Source organism: Candidatus Cyanaurora vandensis (assembly GCF_013285555.1).
In the GTDB taxonomy this organism is placed as follows: Bacteria; Cyanobacteriota; Cyanobacteriia; order Gloeobacterales; family Anthocerotibacteraceae; genus Cyanaurora; species Cyanaurora vandensis.
Genome location: NZ_JAAXLT010000210.1, coordinates 1 through 15,794, shown reverse-complemented (window position 1 = coordinate 15,794; position 15,794 = coordinate 1). Strand labels below are relative to the sequence as shown.

The following is a 15,794-nucleotide window of genomic DNA, read 5'->3' as shown; positions in this document are numbered from 1 at the left end:
GTCAAAAAAGGTTCAAATCGAACTTAAAACCCCTAGGGTCTGCTAAGATAAGCCCACTTTCTTGTGTGAGGAACCCGATGGTCCGTCAATTGGGCACCCGTTTGGGCCTGATCGCCCTCCTGACCTTACTACCACTAACTATCCCAGTGGTTCCTGTTCTCGCGGCGAATGTGGTTGCTGTGGAACCAGGGAAGCTGACCTTGACCCAAGCCCTGCGTGAGGCCACCCATGGCACGGTGATTACGGTCAGCCCCGGTACCTACTCAGAGGCCACGGGCGAAACTTTCCCGCTCATTGTCCCGGCAGGCGTAGAACTCAAGGGCGACCCAGCCAATCGGGGTAAGGAAATTTTTGTCACCGGCGGCGGACGGTTCCTCTCCGTTACGGTAGCGGGTCAAAACGTAACGATAGTGGCTGAACGCGACAGTAAAATCACGGGCCTTACCATTACCAACAGCAACAAACGTGGTTATGGACTCTGGATTGAGGGGACTAACGCCGAGGTGACTCAAAACACCTTCACTGGCTCCAAAAATGACGGGGTGATGGTGACAGGGCCGAGTCAAGCCCGGATTACGAGCAATTACTTTTACAAGAATAGTTCTGACGGGATTACGATTTTGGGCAAGGCGCAACCCGTAATCATTGACAATCTTTTTGAGGAGACGGGGTTCGCACTCAATATTGACGGCTTGGCGACCCCCCGAATCGAGAGCAATACCATCCGCAACTGTGTAGACGGGGTGGTGGTCCTAAACAAAGCGCAGCCCATCTTCCGGGGAAACCGTTTTGAGTACAACCAGCGGGCGGGAGTCGCGGTGGTGGGGGAGGCACTACCGGACCTCGGCACGCCCACAAGCCCCGGCAACAACCTCTTTATCCGTAATGGTACGGCGGACGTGAACAATGCCAAGCGTTCCCAAGAAACGATCCTGGCCTATGGCAACCAGTACACCCAACGGAAAATGCGTGGCAAAGTAGCCACTGAAGCGAACCCCGCCGCTGTCCCGCTGCTTGCGATCTCAGACCCCCCGGTGCGGCCTGTGGTACCGATGGTCAAGCCTAAAACGCCGCCGAAGGGTAAGCCCAAATCGAAGACCTTGACGGCTAAGGCGGACTTGACCAATGGTAAGTATTACGTGTTCGTCACGGACCCAAGCCCCGATACCAAGCTGCTCAAAACGTTAGTCCCGACGCTCCTGCCCCGCAGTCATCAAGGCCAGGATGTCCTGCAAGTCGGGGTTTTTGGTTCTGCCCAAAACGCGAAGGAGTTGGTGGACAAGTTGAGCCGCAAGGGATTCAAGGCGATCACTCAGACGAGCTAGGTTCATTACGCTCCCCCCCCTGTACCCCGACCTTAGCCAGGGGCGCGGCTCAACCGCTATACTAGTTCAACCTCGCCGACCCACCCTCATGCAACCAACCTCCGCAACCCCACTAGAAACCCTTGAAGTCGGCACCCGGCCCTGGGGCAATTACTATGTTTTATTCGATTCTGAGCGTTACAAGATCAAGCGGATTGTAGTCAACCAAGCGCAGCGGCTCAGTTATCAGATGCATTACCACCGCTCTGAGCATTGGGTCATCACCGCCGGTACGGCCCGGGTCACCTTGAATGAGCGCGAGGTCCTGCTCTCCGAGGGCGAGTCGATCTTTGTCCCCTGTTGTACCCGCCATCGTCTCGAAAATCCCGGCAACGTGCCTCTAGTCGTCATTGAGGTCCAGTGCGGTGAATATCTAGGCGAGGACGACATCATCCGTTTCAGTGACGACTACGCCCGCGTGACTAAACCTGAGGACTGAGTTAAACTTAATACAGGACCAGATTAGTCCTGTTTTGCGTTACCATTTGAATCGGCAAGCGAGGAACCCAGCCATGGCTTACAGCGAAAAAGTGATTGACCACTACAACAACCCCCGCAACATTGGCTCCCTAGATAAGAGCGATGCTAGCGTCGGGACGGGCATGGTCGGTGCGCCGGAGTGCGGCGACGTGATGAAATTACAGATCCGGGTTAACGAGCAGGGCGTGATTGAAGAAGCCAAGTTCAAGACCTTTGGCTGTGGCTCTGCAATTGCTTCTTCTTCCCTAGCCACCGAGTACCTCAAGGGCTGCACCCTCGACAACGCCCTGAAAATTCGTAACACCGATATTGTCAAAGAACTGAACCTGCCCCCAGTCAAGATCCACTGCTCCGTATTGGCGGAAGATGCGATTCGCGCCGCTATCGCCGACTACCAAGCCAAGCAAACCCAAGCCTAATTAGGAGCTACCATGGTTGCCACCAAATCCCGCGCCAAGGGCATTCGCATGACCCAAGCGGCCCTTGATGAAGTCCTCCAGTTACGCGAACGCAAGGGTGAAGACCTCTATTTGCGAGTGGGCATCAAGGGCGGTGGTTGCTCGGGTCTCTCCTACACCATGAGCTTTGAAGACCCCACCAATGTCACCCCCCGGGACGAAGCCTTTAGTTATGAGGGCGGGTTCCAGGTCGTCGTGGACAAGAAGAGTATGCTCTTCCTCTACGGTCTCGAACTCGATTACAGCGATGACTTATTAGGTGGTGGGTTTAAATTCAATAATCCCAACGCTGACCGCTCTTGTAGCTGTGGTTCTTCTTTTTCCGCGTGAATTACTTTAGCTGATTGCCCGGTGATTTTACATTGGGCAATCAAAAACAATCGATTATAAGCCAATGCCCAATCATCTCCCATACAGCAGTAGAAGAGCATGCTTGTTCTTATTTCCTTATCCAATTTTAAAGTAGGGGACCTCTTAAGAAGTCCCCCTCAATCAACCAAACCCTAATTCGCCAAGGGGCTACCAGAATAGACAATCCCCTGCTTGGGGTCCAGCGTCAGGATTGAGCCATCGTGGATACGTTGCGTTGCATTGGCAACACCCACCAGGACCGGAATCCCGAGCCGGGTTGCAATCACCGCCGCGTGGGAATTGAAGCCGTCTTGCTCCGTAACTACCCCGGCGCACTTGCGGATTGCCTCAATAAAATCCGCATTGGTGCATTGCGTAACCAGGATATCGCTGGGTTCCACGGTGCCGAGGGTAGTCGGTGTCACCACCCGCGCCCGCCCCGTCACCATCTGCGTCCCAATTCCCTGCCCACGCCCGAGGACCGAGGTGACCACTTCCACCTTGAGTAGGTCTGTGGAACCCGAAATCCCGGTCAGGGTCCCCGCCGTCATCACGACCAGATCGCCCTCCTCGATCAACTTCTCCGCCAAAGCCACCGCCAAGGCACTCTGGAAGGTCTGGCGCGTCGAGGGCCGGTCTAGCGTGACTAGGGGATAAACCCCCCATACGACTTGGAGTTGACGGGCTACTTCCTGAGTGGGTGTGACCGCCAGGATCGGTACAGAGGGGCGGAATTTGCTCACATTGCGCCCGGTCGCCCCGGATTTCGTCAAGGTGACAATCGCTTGGACCTGGAGTTGCTCCCCAATCCGGGCCACGGCTTGGGAGATCGCATTAGTGATTGAAGGCTCTAAGTCCTGATGGTCGGGACGGACGTAGGCACTCTCCGTCGTACAGGCAATGCGGATCATGGTCGCCACGGCATCCACCGGGAAAGACCCGACGGCTGTTTCGTTGGAGAGCATGACCGCATCCGTACCATCCAAGATGGCGTTTGCTACGTCGGAGACTTCAGCCCGGGTTGGTCGGGGCGCACTCACCATCGAGTCGAGCATCTGCGTCGCCGTGATAACCGGTTTACCGGCGGCGTTGGCGAGTCGGATTAGGCGTTTTTGTAGGAGGGGTACCTGTTCGGCGGGCATCTCGACCCCCAGATCACCCCGCGCCACCATGATCCCATCGGAGACTGCGACGATTTCCTCAATGACCTTCATCGCCTCGTGTTTCTCGATTTTGGAGATGACGGGGACCATCCGGCCCAACTGTTTCATCAGGGCCTTGAGTTCGAGGACATCCTCGGCATTGCGGACAAAAGAAAGGGCGACCCAATCGGCTCCGTGCTTCAACCCGAACACCAAGTCTTCGCGGTCCTTAGGCGTCAAGGCACGAATCGAGAGGAAAACATCTGGGAAGTTCACGCCCTTGTTGTCGGAGAGCTTCCCACCGCAGACCACTCGGCAATGGAGAGCTTCGTTGGCGGTATCCACGGTCTCGACGACCATCTCCACCCGTCCGTCATCCAAGAGGATCGTTGCGCCTTGGGGCACTTCCTCCGCCAGTTTGTCGTAGGTCACGGTGGCAATGGTCCGGTCACAGACCACCGGACGGCTGGTCAGGGTAAAAGGCTCCCCATTGGCGAGCTGGATCGGTCCCCCAGCGAACTTGCCGAGGCGGATCTTGGGGCCCTGGAGATCCTGGAGGATGGCGACGGGATAGCCGAGTTCCTGCTCAAGGGTGCGAATTTGATGAATGCGGCGCAGGTGGTCGGCGTGGGTGCCATGGGAAAAGTTGAGCCTGAGGGTGGTGGCCCCGGCTTGGATGAGACTGCGCATGACCTCCGGGCTATCGGTGGCAGGGCCGACCGTGGCGACGATCTTGGTGCGGGGACGCTGGATGGGGTGCATGGTAGAGCTTCATGTTTCCCTGTGAGCATACCCTGTTAGTCGGGGTCATCCCACCGGGCGAAAACGTCATTATCATAGAGCTTCTTTTGAAAATGGCTAACTTTATATGCAATTTCCTAAGAATGATCGGTCTTTTGCACCGCGTAACCCAAGTCACGCTCAACTGCCCACAGAGCATTACTAAGATGGTCAGGTCCGACTAGGGCAACTATACAACTTGCCTACAAATAGCTTGCCCATGCACAGATCCGCTGGGTCACCTGCTCAATCGTCAGCCCGCCAGTATCAATCACCAACGCATCGGGGGCTTGGATCAAAGGTGCCACCGTGCGCGTACTATCTTGCCGGTCTCGTGCCTGAATCTGTTGGTATAGGTCTGCCAATTCCACCGGCGTTCCCTGCTGGGCTAGTTCTTGCTGCCGCCGTCGGGCCCGCTCTTCAGGACTTGCGGTCAGAAAAATTTTGAGTTCAGCCTGGGGGAAAACCTGAGTGCCGATGTCCCGGCCCTCCATCACCACCCCCCCAGCGCGGCCTAGCTGCTGTTGTTTGTGGACGAGGACTTGCCGGACGCCCGCCACGGCTGCCACGGTGGAAACATGACTGCTGACGAGGGGAGTACGAATGGCTTCTGTTACCTCAGTGCCGTCTACCCAGACTTGCGTGGTGCTGCTGGTGACAAGGTTGAGGTCCAGTTGTTGCGCCAAGGTGGTCAGAACGGTTGATGTGAGAGGGAGTTGCTTTTGTAGCGCGGCCCAGGTGACCGCGCGGTACATCGCACCGGTATCAAGGTGGGTGAAGTGCAACTGTTGGGCTACTTGGCGCGCCACTGTGGACTTCCCGGAGCCAGCGGGTCCATCAATGGCAATGATGGGGGCCTTTTGACAGGTCAGCCGGATATTGTCAATCAACCGAGTTGTTCCCAGCCGGACTGCCACCGCTAATAAAGTCGGGTCATGGACGGCAGTTACAGGCTGGAGGGTCGTGGCATGGACGAGTTCAACATATTCCACCGACAAGGGCTTGAGGTGGTTTAGCACTAGGTCCTGCAACATCACAGGATCAGTTTCACCGGCGAGAAATTTAGTCAAGGCCAGTTGGAGAGCTTCATAAATCTGGGGGGCCTGAGTACGTTCATGGGCGGTGAGATAGCGGTTACGGGAACTCAAGGCCAAGCCATCTACCTCGCGCCGGGTGGGGCAGGGGATGACTCCCACGGGGAGGTAGAGGTCGCGGACCATTTTTTGCAGGACTATCAGTTGTTGGGCATCTTTTTGACCAAAGTAAGCGCGTTGGGGGCGCACCAAGTTCAATAACTGGCTGACCACCGTGGCGACCCCCGCAAAGTGACCCGGACGTGACCGCCCACACAGGCCCTGGGTCAGCGTAGGCGGCGGGACCACCAGAGTCTGTAACCCCTCCCCCAACTGCTGGGGCGCGAACACAAGGTCTACCCCGGCCTCCTGGCACAGGCCCACATCCTCTAGTAACTGGCGGGGATAACGGTTGAAGTCCTCCTGGGGACCGAATTGGAGTGGATTGACATAGATACTGGCGACCACCGTGGCACACTCCCGCCGTGCCCGAGCAAACAAACTAAAATGTCCCCGGTGCAGAGCCCCCATCGTGGGGACCAGTCCAATCGGGGGCGGGCCGAGAACCCCGAGGTCCTGGGGGTGGTTGATCAGTTGCACGGCTAGCCCCAAGCGATGTCTAGATTTTAGCGGTAGTCGGGGTCCGCGCCGGCGTTTGGGCGAGGATGGCAGTTCTGTGGGCGGTGATCGTGGTTTCCGGTAGGGTCTGGATATTGGTCAGTTCGAGATGGTTCTGGATGTCCTGGTAAATGAGCAGGGTCATCCCGAGTCCCAGACCCGCTAGCAGTACATGGAAGAAGAATTCACCGCTAAAAATGGTTTGATTTGACATCGGTTAGCTCCAAGGACGATATCCTCACGTTAGAGAAATACCCGCAACCATTCACCCAAGGCTTGTAGACAATTGATTTGATCCTGTGCAAGTAGACTGGCAGCAACCCACGGGACGCTCATAGGAACTCACACGGGCTCTTGAGGGATGGGGTAATCTAAAAGGTACGATCGGGCTGAACCGATGAAACGACTCCGAGAATTATGCCAGACCCTGTTTCACAGTGCCATCCGTTGGTGCTTGAAACACCAGACCACCGCCACTGTCCTCGTCCTCTTGGCGGTGGTCCTCCCGATGGGGGTCCTCAATCTGTTGGAATACCGCTCCATGGCGAACTACGAGCGCGACAGTATCCAGACTACCGAGAATCAACTCAAGTACATCCTGAGTCGCTTAGTCTTGCAGAGTTATGATGATTTTGAAAAGTTAGGTAGCTTCTTCCACCTCCAGGATCAAGAACATACGCAGTTATTGAAAGGGAAAGCAACCGCCGCGCCATTACTGGCCGGCTCGATTCAGCAAGTGCTTGAACAGCAACGGGCTCAGAAACCTAAGGCTAAAAGACATCCTCTCCCGCATAGTTTTGTGATTTTGCCAGAGCTGGAATGGTCCGTTTTTTTTGCGCCCAAAACGCCTACGGCGCGGCTTGCAGGGCCGATTACTCGCGCCCGAAACTATTTTCGTAATCTAACTCCAGCCGATCGCGATGTCGGTTATTTATTTTTTTATGACCCGACCAGTGAACTGCTTATTTTACTCCACCCAGTTTCTTCTCAGAAGATCTACCAAGCCGAGGAGATGGTCCCGCCCCGAGCGATTGAGGCTGTGATGGGTCTAGCCTTAGATAAGTCTTTTCTTGAAAAAGATTACTTCAATACCTTGATTCGCCGGGGTCAGACTTCACGCTTTGAGGCCAAACCCATCACGGCGGTCCTAACCAAGGTAGATTATCACTTCCGCGTGTTGGATGAGCAAGGAAAAATTATTTTCACCGACACTCAGGATTGGGATAGCTTAGCTAAAAAATCTAACTATATTAGGACCGAACTTATCCTCAAACCCGAGGAAAAATTCCTGACGGGGTGGAAGTTTGAGGTGATGACTAAGAGTAATCTATCGCAGATTACCGCCTATAGTTTCTGGCAGATGTTTTGGGCGAGTGGGGCAGTGGCGATTCTCCTTGGCTTATTGCTAGTGATCACCCTCAAGGCCGGGATGGCAGCGGTCAAAGTCTCCGATATGAAAGCAGATATCGTCGCTGGGGTTTCCCACGATCTCAAGACCCCCCTCGCCGGGATCATTGCTTCAGCGCAATTGCTGGCTTCCGGACGGGCGAGTGGGGCAGAGGAGACTCGACAGTTCTCGGGCTACATCGTTACGGAGGCTAAGCGACTCACGGAAGTAGTCGAGAAAGTCTTAACCGTGGCAAAACTGGAATCCCACCAATTGAAGATGAAACCAACAGCGATCACCGTTCCCGAACTGGTGGACCAAGCGATTAAATCGATCAGTTGCGCCTTCCCTCACGCGATTATCCTTAAGGGCGGCATCCCCCAAGGTGAAGTCCAGGGCGACTTCCAAGCTCTCACGACAGTCTTAGTCAACTTGATGGACAATGCCATTCGCTATTCTGACAAGGAGGAGCCTTGGGTCAAGGTCCAGGCTTTCTTGAGTCAGCACGGCGAGAAATGTACTTTACATTTGCAGGTGGAGGACCGGGGGGTGGGCATTCCTCGCGATGAGCAACCGTTTATTTTCCAGAAGTTTTACCGGGTCCGCAATGGACTAGTGACAGACACCGATGGGACAGGGTTAGGGTTGGCAATTGCTGCTCAGATCGTCCAAGCCCACCGGGGTCAGATTCAAGTGGAGAGCGAAGTGGGAGTTGGTAGTAAATTTATCGTGAGGTTGCCCTATGAACGGTCCAATTCTAGTTGTTGAAGACGATGCAACCTTAGCTCAGGTCCTCCGCAAGACCTTGGAATCCGAGGGGTACACCGTGACTCTGGCCCGCGATGGTCGCGCCGCCCTAGAACTCGGTCGTCAACCAGATCTTCAGATGATCATTTTGGACTTGATGCTACCGCGCATGGGTGGGTTAGAGGTCTGCCAACGCCTACGGGCAGAGAACATCACCACGCCCATCATCATGTTGACGGCGCGGGGTCTAGATTCCGATAAGGTCTTCGGGTTGCGGTTAGGGGCGGATGACTATTTGACTAAACCTTTCAACATTGATGAATTGCTGGCCCGGATTGAAGCTATCCGCCGCCGGTCAGGACAACCCGAACATGCCCCCCGTCAGTTAAAAGTAGGGGATATCGAGATTGATTTCCAGCGGATGTCCGTGGTGAAACAAGAGCGCAACCTCGAACTTTCCTCGCGGGAGTTTCAGGTGTTGGAGTGTCTGGTTAAATATGCCGGTCAAACCGTGGAGCGCGAAAAAATCTACCAAGAAGTGTGGGGCTATGACACTGCTGTAACCAACCGGACGATTGATTTCCACATTGCCCGCCTCCGCCAGAAACTCGAAGACAACCCTCGTGAACCGAAATATATCTTGACCGTCCACCGTTCTGGTTATCGTTTTGTCGTCTAAATGCTGTATTTCTGCTGGGTGGTCGGTAAACTGACGACCACAGCTAGACTATTTGGACCGCTATTTGGTGTGCTGATGGGCCTAGGGCTCGTGTGCGGCTCATGCTAAAGCATCCCGATTGGCGAGGCTGACTCGGTAACCGCCATTAAATGAAGATCGAAAACCCGACTACACACGTAGAATCATTAACGGTGCGTGCGTCATGCCTGGGAGGGCGGTCATGGGTCAATTATTGAAACTGGTTTTGGGGTGGGTCTTGGTTCTGACGTGGGGGACGGCTGGGATGGCCCAGACCCTGACCACCCTCTATAACTTCGAGGCTGCACCGGGCACCCAGCCCCAGGCTGGCGTTGTCAACGGGACAGATGGCAACTTCTATGGGACGACTGTCAATGGCGGGACCTACGGGCTGGGGACCGTTTTCAAACTGACCCCCACGGGCGAATTCACGACCCTCTACGCTTTCAGTGGCGGTAGTGAGGGGGCTAATCCCCATGCACGCTTACGGCAAGGCGCGGATGGTAATTTCTACGGCACCACCGACCAGGGCGGGGAGGCCAATCTCGGCACGGTCTTCCGCATTACGCCGACCGGGAGCCTGACCACCCTCTACCGCTTCACGGGTCCCGATGGCGCGAACCCCCGCGCGGGGCTGGCCTTGGACCTCGACGGGACTTTCTTAGGCACGACTTTTGGCGGCGGGGCCTCGGGGCTGGGGACGGTCTTCAAAATTACCCCGGCGGGGAGCTTGACCACGCTCTATAGTTTCGGGGGCCTGGATGGGCGCAGTCCCTACGCTGCTTTGTTGCGAGGCACGGATGGGAATTTTTATGGCACTACTTACCAGGGCGGCGCGACTAACTTTGGTACTGCGTTCAGGATTAGTCCCACGGGTTTACTGACCACGCTCCATACTTTCACCGGCGTCGGGAGCGAGGGGCGGAGTCCCCGCAGTAGCTTGGTTGTGGGCATTGATGGTAACTTCTACGGCACGACCCAGGCGGGGGGCGGCACCTTCGGACTGGGTACGGTCTATCGATTGACCGCTCAAGGTACTCTGACGACGATCTACTCGTTTGTGGGGGCGGCGGACGGGGCGAGTCCCTACGGCGAGTTATTGCTTGCGACAGATGGGAGTTTCTATGGCACCGCGATTAATGGCGGTACCTCGGGTAACGGGACGGTTTATCAAGTAACCAACACGGGCACGTTCACCACACTCCACCTCTTCACAGGCACAGATGGGCGCAATCCCTATGCCGGACTGGTGACGAGCGCGGAGGGAACGCTTTATGGGACGACTTTTTTGGGCGGTGCAGCCAGCCAGGGGACAGTCTACCGCCTCATCCCCCAAGGCGACTTGAGTACCTTGACTACCCTCCATACCTTTCCGGGGGGACGTAGTGGTACCCAGCCCTTAGGTGAATTATTGAGGACTAGCGACGGAACTCTTTACGGCACCGGTTCGGCGGGGGGAGCGCGGGGCTTGGGTACGGTTTTTAGTTTCAGCAACGGGACTCTGGTGCCCCTCTATGGATTTAGTGGTCCTCCCGACGGCGCAACGCCCCAGGCTGGCTTGACGCGGGCGGGGGACGGTAACTTCTATGGGACCACTGTGGCGGGGGGAGCCAACAACCGGGGGGCCGTCTTCCGCTTGGTTCCAGGCGGCACGGTCACCACCGTGGCCTCTTTCACAGGAGGAGTGAACGGGACTAGACCCCAGGCTGGACTAACCGTCGGCCCTAACGGCAACCTCTATGGCACCACGGCGGGCGGGGGTCCGGCGGGACTCGGCACGATTTTCCGGGTAAATCTGGCGGGGAGTATCACGACGCTCTATAGTTTCGCAAGCGGCGGCAGTGCGGGGGCGACGCCCCGGGCGGGGCTAACCCTGGGCAGTGATGGCAATTTCTATGGCACGACGGCGGATGGTGGGACTAACGGCTCTGGGACGGTTTTTCGGATCACGGCGACTGGCGTGCTAACCAGTCTCTATAGTTTCGCTGGGGTAGATGGCGACCAGCCGGAAGCGGAGTTGACCCTGGACAGTGACGGGAATTTCTATGGCACCACCGCTTTTGGTGGGACGACCAACCAGGGCACGGTCTTCCAGATCACTCCGACGGGTAGCCTGGCCACCCTGCACAGTTTCACCGGGAGTAGCGGGGGGGCGACACCCTTCGGGCGGTTGGTCCAGGGCAGTGACGGGAATTTCTATGGCACGACTACGGCGGGCGGGGCTACGGAATCCGGGATTGTTTACCAAGTGAGTCCCACGGGCGTTTTCAGCGCACTCTACAGTTTCAATGGGGAAACCGATGGTGCTTTGCCTCTAGCCGGTTTGGTACAGGACCCGGCGGGGCCTTTTTATGGCGTGACGAGTGAGGGCGGGGCGAATAATACCGGGACGATTTATCAGCTAGACCCAGCTCCGTTCTTACTCAGCTTCACCCCCGTATCTGGCGCACCGGGGACCACCGTGACCCTGACCGGGAATTTCTTAAACGGGACGACCCAGGTGACATTTAACGGGACCGCCGCGAGTTTTACCCTCAACTCAAGTACCGAAGTCACCGCCCTAGTTCCGCTTGGGGCGAGTACCGGACCGCTTACGCTCACCACCGGGAATGGCACGACCACGAGTCCCACGGCATTTACGGTTTTGCAACTGGTGGTCCCCCTCGTGACGGATTTCACACCGACCAGTGGCACCGTGGGGACGTCCGTTGTGCTGACTGGCCTCAACTTCACCGGGGCGAGGGCGGTACAGTTCAATACCACCCCGGCTCCTGGGTTCATAGTCAACAGCGATACCCAGATCACGGTCAACGTCCCGGCAGGGGCCACCGATGGTCCGATCCAAGTGACCAGCCCCGACGGCATCGGGACGAGTTTGACCAACTTCGCTGTCCTCGGCCCCCCGGTCATCACCGCCCAACCCGTGAGTACGGTCATTGAGGTGGGTCAGACCGCAACCTTAAGCGTAACGGCCTCGGGCGGGAGCCTGACCTACCAGTGGTACCAGGGTCCTAGCGGGAACACCAACCGTCCCATCAGCGGAGCCACCGCCAGCAGCTACACCACCTTGCCCCTGACCACTGCCACGAACTACTGGGTGCGAGTCCGCAATAGCTTCGGGTCCGCCGATAGCACTACCACTACAGTCACCGTGGGCAGTCCCCCAGTGATCACAGTCCAACCCGCAAGCGTCACTATCACCAGTGGTCAGACGGCAACTTTGAGCGTAACGGCCTCGGGCGGAAGCCTGACCTACCAGTGGTACCAGGGTCCTAGCGGGAACACCAACCGTCCGATTGCCGGAGCCACCGCCAGCAGTTACACCACCTTGCCTCTGACCACTGCCACAAATTACTGGGTGCGTGTAATCAATACCGGTGGGACAGCCGACAGTAATACAGTCACGGTCCTAATTGGGACGATTCCCACCGTGACCGCCATCCGCCCCAACCCGGTCCGCGTCGGGACCACCGTGACCTTGAGCGGGACCAACCTGGATGCCGGGATTATTGAGATCCGCTTCAATACCGCTCTGGCTCCCGGTTTCATCGTTAACTCTAGTACCCAGATCACCGTCCAAATCCCCGCCGGTGCAACTACGGGTCCCGTCCTGCTCACCACTGCCACGGGCACGGTGAACGGGGGGAACCTCACGGTCATCCCCTATGCCATCAAAGCGGTCACTTGGCAGATGGTAGGAGCGGCGGACTTCAACGGTGATGCCAGCCCAGATATTATTTGGCGCAATTACACCACCGGCGAGAACGAAGTCTGGCTGATGGATGGGCCCATCTACCTTAGTACCGCGCCCCTCCCGCCCGTGACGGACCCCACTTGGCAATTGGTGGGGGCTACGGACTTCACTCAGGATGGACAACCGGACCTGCTCTGGCGCAACTACCAGACGGGCGAGAACGCCGTTTGGCAGATGAGTGGGTTTGCATTTGTTCAAGCGTTCTTCCTTGATGCAGTGACGGACCTGACCTGGCAGTTGGTGGGGACCACGGACTTCACCCAGGATGGACAACCGGACCTACTCTGGCGCAACTACCAGACGGGCGTGAATGCCGTCTGGCAGCTCAACGGGTTTACGTTTGTCCAGGCCCTCTTCATTGATGCAGTGAGCGACCCCAACTGGCAACTGGCGGGGACCGGGGACCTGACGGGTGACGGACAGCCGGACCTGCTCTGGCGCAACTACCAGACGGGTGTGAATGCCACTTGGCAGTTAGCCGGTTCCGCCTTTGTCCAAGCGTTCTTCATTGACGCAGTGACAGACCTCAACTGGCAATTGGTTGGGGCGGGCGACTTCACTCGCGACGGACAGGACGACCTGCTCTGGCGCAACGTTGCGACGGGTGAGAACGCCATCTGGTTCATGAACAGCTACTTCTTTAATGGGGCGGTTCTCTTACCCACGCGGTCGGCGCAATAGACCCAAATGGGGGGACTAGGGTTCCCTCATTTGGGGCATTGTGTAGTAGTTAATACCAAGCGCAAGGCAGTATACTTGCGTAGTCTGTTTACAGAAGGAATCGGTATGCGTTTCTCCCGTCGGCTCACACCCTTGGCCCACAATGTCTGTGCCCAAATGGACCAGGCCAAGGCTGAGGCGCGAGCGTTGGGACGTACCGTGATTGACCTTTCCTTGGGTTCCTCGGACTTGTCGGCTCCCGCCCATGCCCTAGCCGCCATTGAGCAATCCTTTCGGGACACCACGAGCCACGGTTATCTATTGTTCGCCGCCACCCAAAACTTCCGGCTGGCGGTGGCCCAGTGGATCGAGCAACGTTTCGGGCTCCAGGTGGACCCCCAGACGGAGGTTTTGCCCTTGATTGGTTCCCAAGAGGGGACTGCCCACCTACCCTTGGCCTTAATGGACCCCGGCGATATCGCCCTCATTCCCAATCCGGGCTATCCCTCCCACAGTGGCGGGGTGTATCTCGCTGGCGGTGAGGTTTACCCGTTGCCCCTCTATCCAGAAGCTGGGTTCCTGCCGGACTTGACTGCTATTCCAGGGGAGGTCCTGCGGCGGAGTCGTTTTCTGTTGTTGAGCTATCCCCACAACCCCACGACAGCAACGGCGACCCTGAGTTTCTTTGAAGAAGCTGTGGCTTTTTGTCAACGTCATGACCTCGTATTGGTCCATGACTTTCCCTACTGTGACTTGGCTTTTGACGGCTATCGTCCCCCCTCCATGCTCCAGGCAGACCCCAAACGCAGGGTCACGATTGAATTTTTTACGATGTCCAAGTCCTACCACATGGGGGGGTTTCGGATTGGGTTTGCCGTGGGCAATCAAGAGGTCATCCGTGCCCTCCGTCAAGTTAAAGCGGTGGTGGATTTCAACCAGTACCGGGGCATCCTCGATGGGGCCGCCGCCGCCCTCACCGGTCCGCAGGATTGTGTCCAAGCTGGGGTGGATACCTTCCAGGAACGGCGCGACAAAATGCTCTACTACTTAGATAATCTCGGCTGGTCGGTCCCCCGCCCCGAGGCTACCCTTTACCTCTGGGCCGCCCTCCCTACTCCTTGGCGAGAAGACTCCATCGGCTTTTGCACCCAACTAGTCCGCGAAACCGGTGTAGCTTTGGCTCCAGGCTCGGGTTTTGGCAGTCTCGGTGAGGGGTCCGTGCGCTTTGCCCTAGTGCACCCGCCCCGAGTTTTAGCCCAAGCCGTGACGCACTTGGGGGAGTTCATGAGGGTGAAGGTATAGGGTACGCCTACCTTCAGGGACGAGACGACTTCTACAAGACCGGGCTATGATATTCACAGAGAGATGTGAAATATAGGAACAAACGATGCTACACCCATCCACACTGCAAGGAAAAGTGACCCGGATCATGCCCGATGGTTTTGGTTTCTTGACGGAAGAGGGAACCAATCGTCAGTATGTATTTTCTTTGAAAGCCATCCCCGACTACCGTGGTGAGAGTCTACGTGAACTGAATTTACGTGCTGGAACTCACGTTAAATTTACGGTAGAGGGCGATCGAGTAGCGCGGTTAAAGATCCTTGAGGATGCTAATCCCCGCCCATGGATTCTGCCCAACTTAGGTAGGGCAATCAGGTAGTAGGTTGAAAATCTTTAAGGACCCGTGAAAAAGGCCGCCGATGCCCAGCCCCCAAATAGTTCTTGATCCCCAAGATAGGCAAACCAGTAATCAGTACACTTCCAGTTCCATTGACCTCATTTTGCCTTTGACTCGCCAACTGGGTTTGTACCCCAATACTGATGACTGGTTGCCGGGGGATTTACTATTGGTTGGGCAAATAGAACGGAATTGGACACACGAGCAGATTTTTAAATACCAAATGACCGGGGGGTATCCGAAAGAGCATGCTCGCTGGGGCCATGCAGCGATTTATCTGGGTGATGGCGAGATTTGCGAGGCGATGCCAACAGGCGTACAGCACCGGAGTATCGAAAATTACATTGATGGTAAGTGGTTGCTCCGAGTACGCCGGGACCCCCTATTGAACGACAGCGATCGTTGGCGGATCGTGATACGGGGCCTGACGAAATTGCGTATGGGATACGGTTTTTTTAGCTTGATGCTTTTGTACCCCTTAGTGAATCTCGGTTTTAACACCCTCAACTAAGCTGACACGCATCTAACTTGCATTTATAGAATTACCTTTATTTTTAATCCTGCGACCCCAATCAATCTTGAGTTCTCCGCGATTAAGTAATCTA

The 15,794-nt window shown here is 56.5% G+C and carries 12 protein-coding genes; 9 read left to right on the top strand and 3 right to left on the bottom strand.

What is annotated here, in order from left to right; genetic code table 11:
- Positions 1 to 77 precede the first annotated feature (77 nt).
- The 4 genes from HFM78_RS14775 to HFM78_RS14760 all read left to right on the top strand — a co-directional run bounded on the left by HFM78_RS14775 (position 78) and on the right by HFM78_RS14760 (position 2,632).
- Positions 78 to 1,325 (top strand): DUF1565 domain-containing protein, encoded by a 1,248-nt coding sequence (locus HFM78_RS14775; RefSeq protein ID WP_287130220.1) that lies wholly within the window; start codon positions 78 to 80, stop codon positions 1,323 to 1,325.
- Between the two features lie 88 nt (positions 1,326 to 1,413).
- Positions 1,414 to 1,803 carry a phosphomannose isomerase type II C-terminal cupin domain gene (locus tag HFM78_RS14770; protein WP_287130219.1) on the top strand — a complete coding sequence of 130 codons (390 nt, stop codon included), beginning with the start codon at positions 1,414 to 1,416 and terminating at the stop codon, positions 1,801 to 1,803.
- Between the two features lie 73 nt (positions 1,804 to 1,876).
- Positions 1,877 to 2,263, top strand: coding sequence for a Fe-S cluster assembly scaffold IscU (gene iscU / locus HFM78_RS14765; RefSeq protein ID WP_287130240.1), 387 nt, complete (start codon positions 1,877 to 1,879; stop codon positions 2,261 to 2,263).
- Between the two features lie 12 nt (positions 2,264 to 2,275).
- Positions 2,276 to 2,632, top strand: a complete 357-nt coding sequence (locus tag HFM78_RS14760) for an iron-sulfur cluster assembly accessory protein (protein WP_287130218.1) — start codon at positions 2,276 to 2,278, stop codon at positions 2,630 to 2,632.
- Positions 2,633 to 2,805: 173 nt separating this feature from the next.
- Here the strand turns inward: HFM78_RS14760 and pyk are convergent, their stop codons facing one another.
- The 3 genes from pyk to HFM78_RS14745 form a co-directional block, all read right to left on the bottom strand.
- Positions 2,806 to 4,557: a pyruvate kinase gene (pyk, locus tag HFM78_RS14755; RefSeq protein WP_287130217.1), complete on the bottom strand. Its 1,752-nt coding sequence runs from the start codon at positions 4,555 to 4,557 to the stop codon at positions 2,806 to 2,808.
- A gap of 221 nt (positions 4,558 to 4,778) precedes the next feature.
- Complete coding sequence (locus tag HFM78_RS14750) at positions 4,779 to 6,248, bottom strand: bifunctional pantoate--beta-alanine ligase/(d)CMP kinase (protein ID WP_287130216.1); 1,470 nt, start codon at positions 6,246 to 6,248, stop codon at positions 4,779 to 4,781.
- A gap of 19 nt (positions 6,249 to 6,267) precedes the next feature.
- Positions 6,268 to 6,480 carry a hypothetical protein gene (locus tag HFM78_RS14745; RefSeq protein WP_287130215.1) on the bottom strand — a complete coding sequence of 71 codons (213 nt, stop codon included), beginning with the start codon at positions 6,478 to 6,480 and terminating at the stop codon, positions 6,268 to 6,270.
- Positions 6,481 to 6,663: 183 nt separating this feature from the next.
- Between HFM78_RS14745 and HFM78_RS14740 the strand changes: the two genes are divergently transcribed.
- From HFM78_RS14740 to HFM78_RS14720, 5 genes are all read left to right on the top strand, one after another.
- Positions 6,664 to 8,421: a cell wall metabolism sensor histidine kinase WalK gene (locus HFM78_RS14740; RefSeq protein WP_287130214.1), complete on the top strand. Its 1,758-nt coding sequence runs from the start codon at positions 6,664 to 6,666 to the stop codon at positions 8,419 to 8,421.
- A complete protein-coding gene (locus HFM78_RS14735; RefSeq protein ID WP_287130213.1) occupies positions 8,396 to 9,079 on the top strand; it encodes a response regulator transcription factor in 684 nt (227 codons plus the stop codon). Before HFM78_RS14740 ends, HFM78_RS14735 begins: the two co-directional genes overlap by 26 nt.
- Positions 9,080 to 9,299: 220 nt before the next feature.
- Complete coding sequence (locus HFM78_RS14730) at positions 9,300 to 13,532, top strand: choice-of-anchor tandem repeat GloVer-containing protein (RefSeq protein WP_287130212.1); 4,233 nt, start codon at positions 9,300 to 9,302, stop codon at positions 13,530 to 13,532.
- 105 nt (positions 13,533 to 13,637) lie between these two features.
- Positions 13,638 to 14,813 carry an LL-diaminopimelate aminotransferase gene (locus HFM78_RS14725; RefSeq protein ID WP_287130211.1) on the top strand — a complete coding sequence of 392 codons (1,176 nt, stop codon included), beginning with the start codon at positions 13,638 to 13,640 and terminating at the stop codon, positions 14,811 to 14,813.
- A gap of 398 nt (positions 14,814 to 15,211) precedes the next feature.
- Positions 15,212 to 15,700 carry a hypothetical protein gene (locus tag HFM78_RS14720; protein ID WP_287130210.1) on the top strand — a complete coding sequence of 163 codons (489 nt, stop codon included), beginning with the start codon at positions 15,212 to 15,214 and terminating at the stop codon, positions 15,698 to 15,700.
- The last annotated feature ends 94 nt before the right edge of the window (positions 15,701 to 15,794 follow it).

Bases quoted from the DNA above. Each gene is read 5' to 3' on its own strand.
- HFM78_RS14745 (WP_287130215.1), bottom strand. From the start codon at position 6,480: ATGTCAAATCAAACCATTTTTAGCGGTGAATTCTTCTTCCATGTACTG.
- HFM78_RS14735 (WP_287130213.1), top strand. From the start codon at position 8,396: ATGAACGGTCCAATTCTAGTTGTTGAAGACGATGCAACCTTAGCTCAG.
- HFM78_RS14725 (WP_287130211.1), top strand. From the start codon at position 13,638: ATGCGTTTCTCCCGTCGGCTCACACCCTTGGCCCACAATGTCTGTGCC.
- HFM78_RS14720 (WP_287130210.1), top strand. From the start codon at position 15,212: ATGCCCAGCCCCCAAATAGTTCTTGATCCCCAAGATAGGCAAACCAGT.
- HFM78_RS14740 (WP_287130214.1), top strand. From the start codon at position 6,664: ATGAAACGACTCCGAGAATTATGCCAGACCCTGTTTCACAGTGCCATC.
- HFM78_RS14730 (WP_287130212.1), top strand. From the start codon at position 9,300: ATGGGTCAATTATTGAAACTGGTTTTGGGGTGGGTCTTGGTTCTGACG.
- HFM78_RS14770 (WP_287130219.1), top strand. From the start codon at position 1,414: ATGCAACCAACCTCCGCAACCCCACTAGAAACCCTTGAAGTCGGCACC.
- iscU (WP_287130240.1), top strand. From the start codon at position 1,877: ATGGCTTACAGCGAAAAAGTGATTGACCACTACAACAACCCCCGCAAC.
- HFM78_RS14775 (WP_287130220.1), top strand. From the start codon at position 78: ATGGTCCGTCAATTGGGCACCCGTTTGGGCCTGATCGCCCTCCTGACC.
- pyk (WP_287130217.1), bottom strand. From the start codon at position 4,557: ATGCACCCCATCCAGCGTCCCCGCACCAAGATCGTCGCCACGGTCGGC.
- HFM78_RS14760 (WP_287130218.1), top strand. From the start codon at position 2,276: ATGGTTGCCACCAAATCCCGCGCCAAGGGCATTCGCATGACCCAAGCG.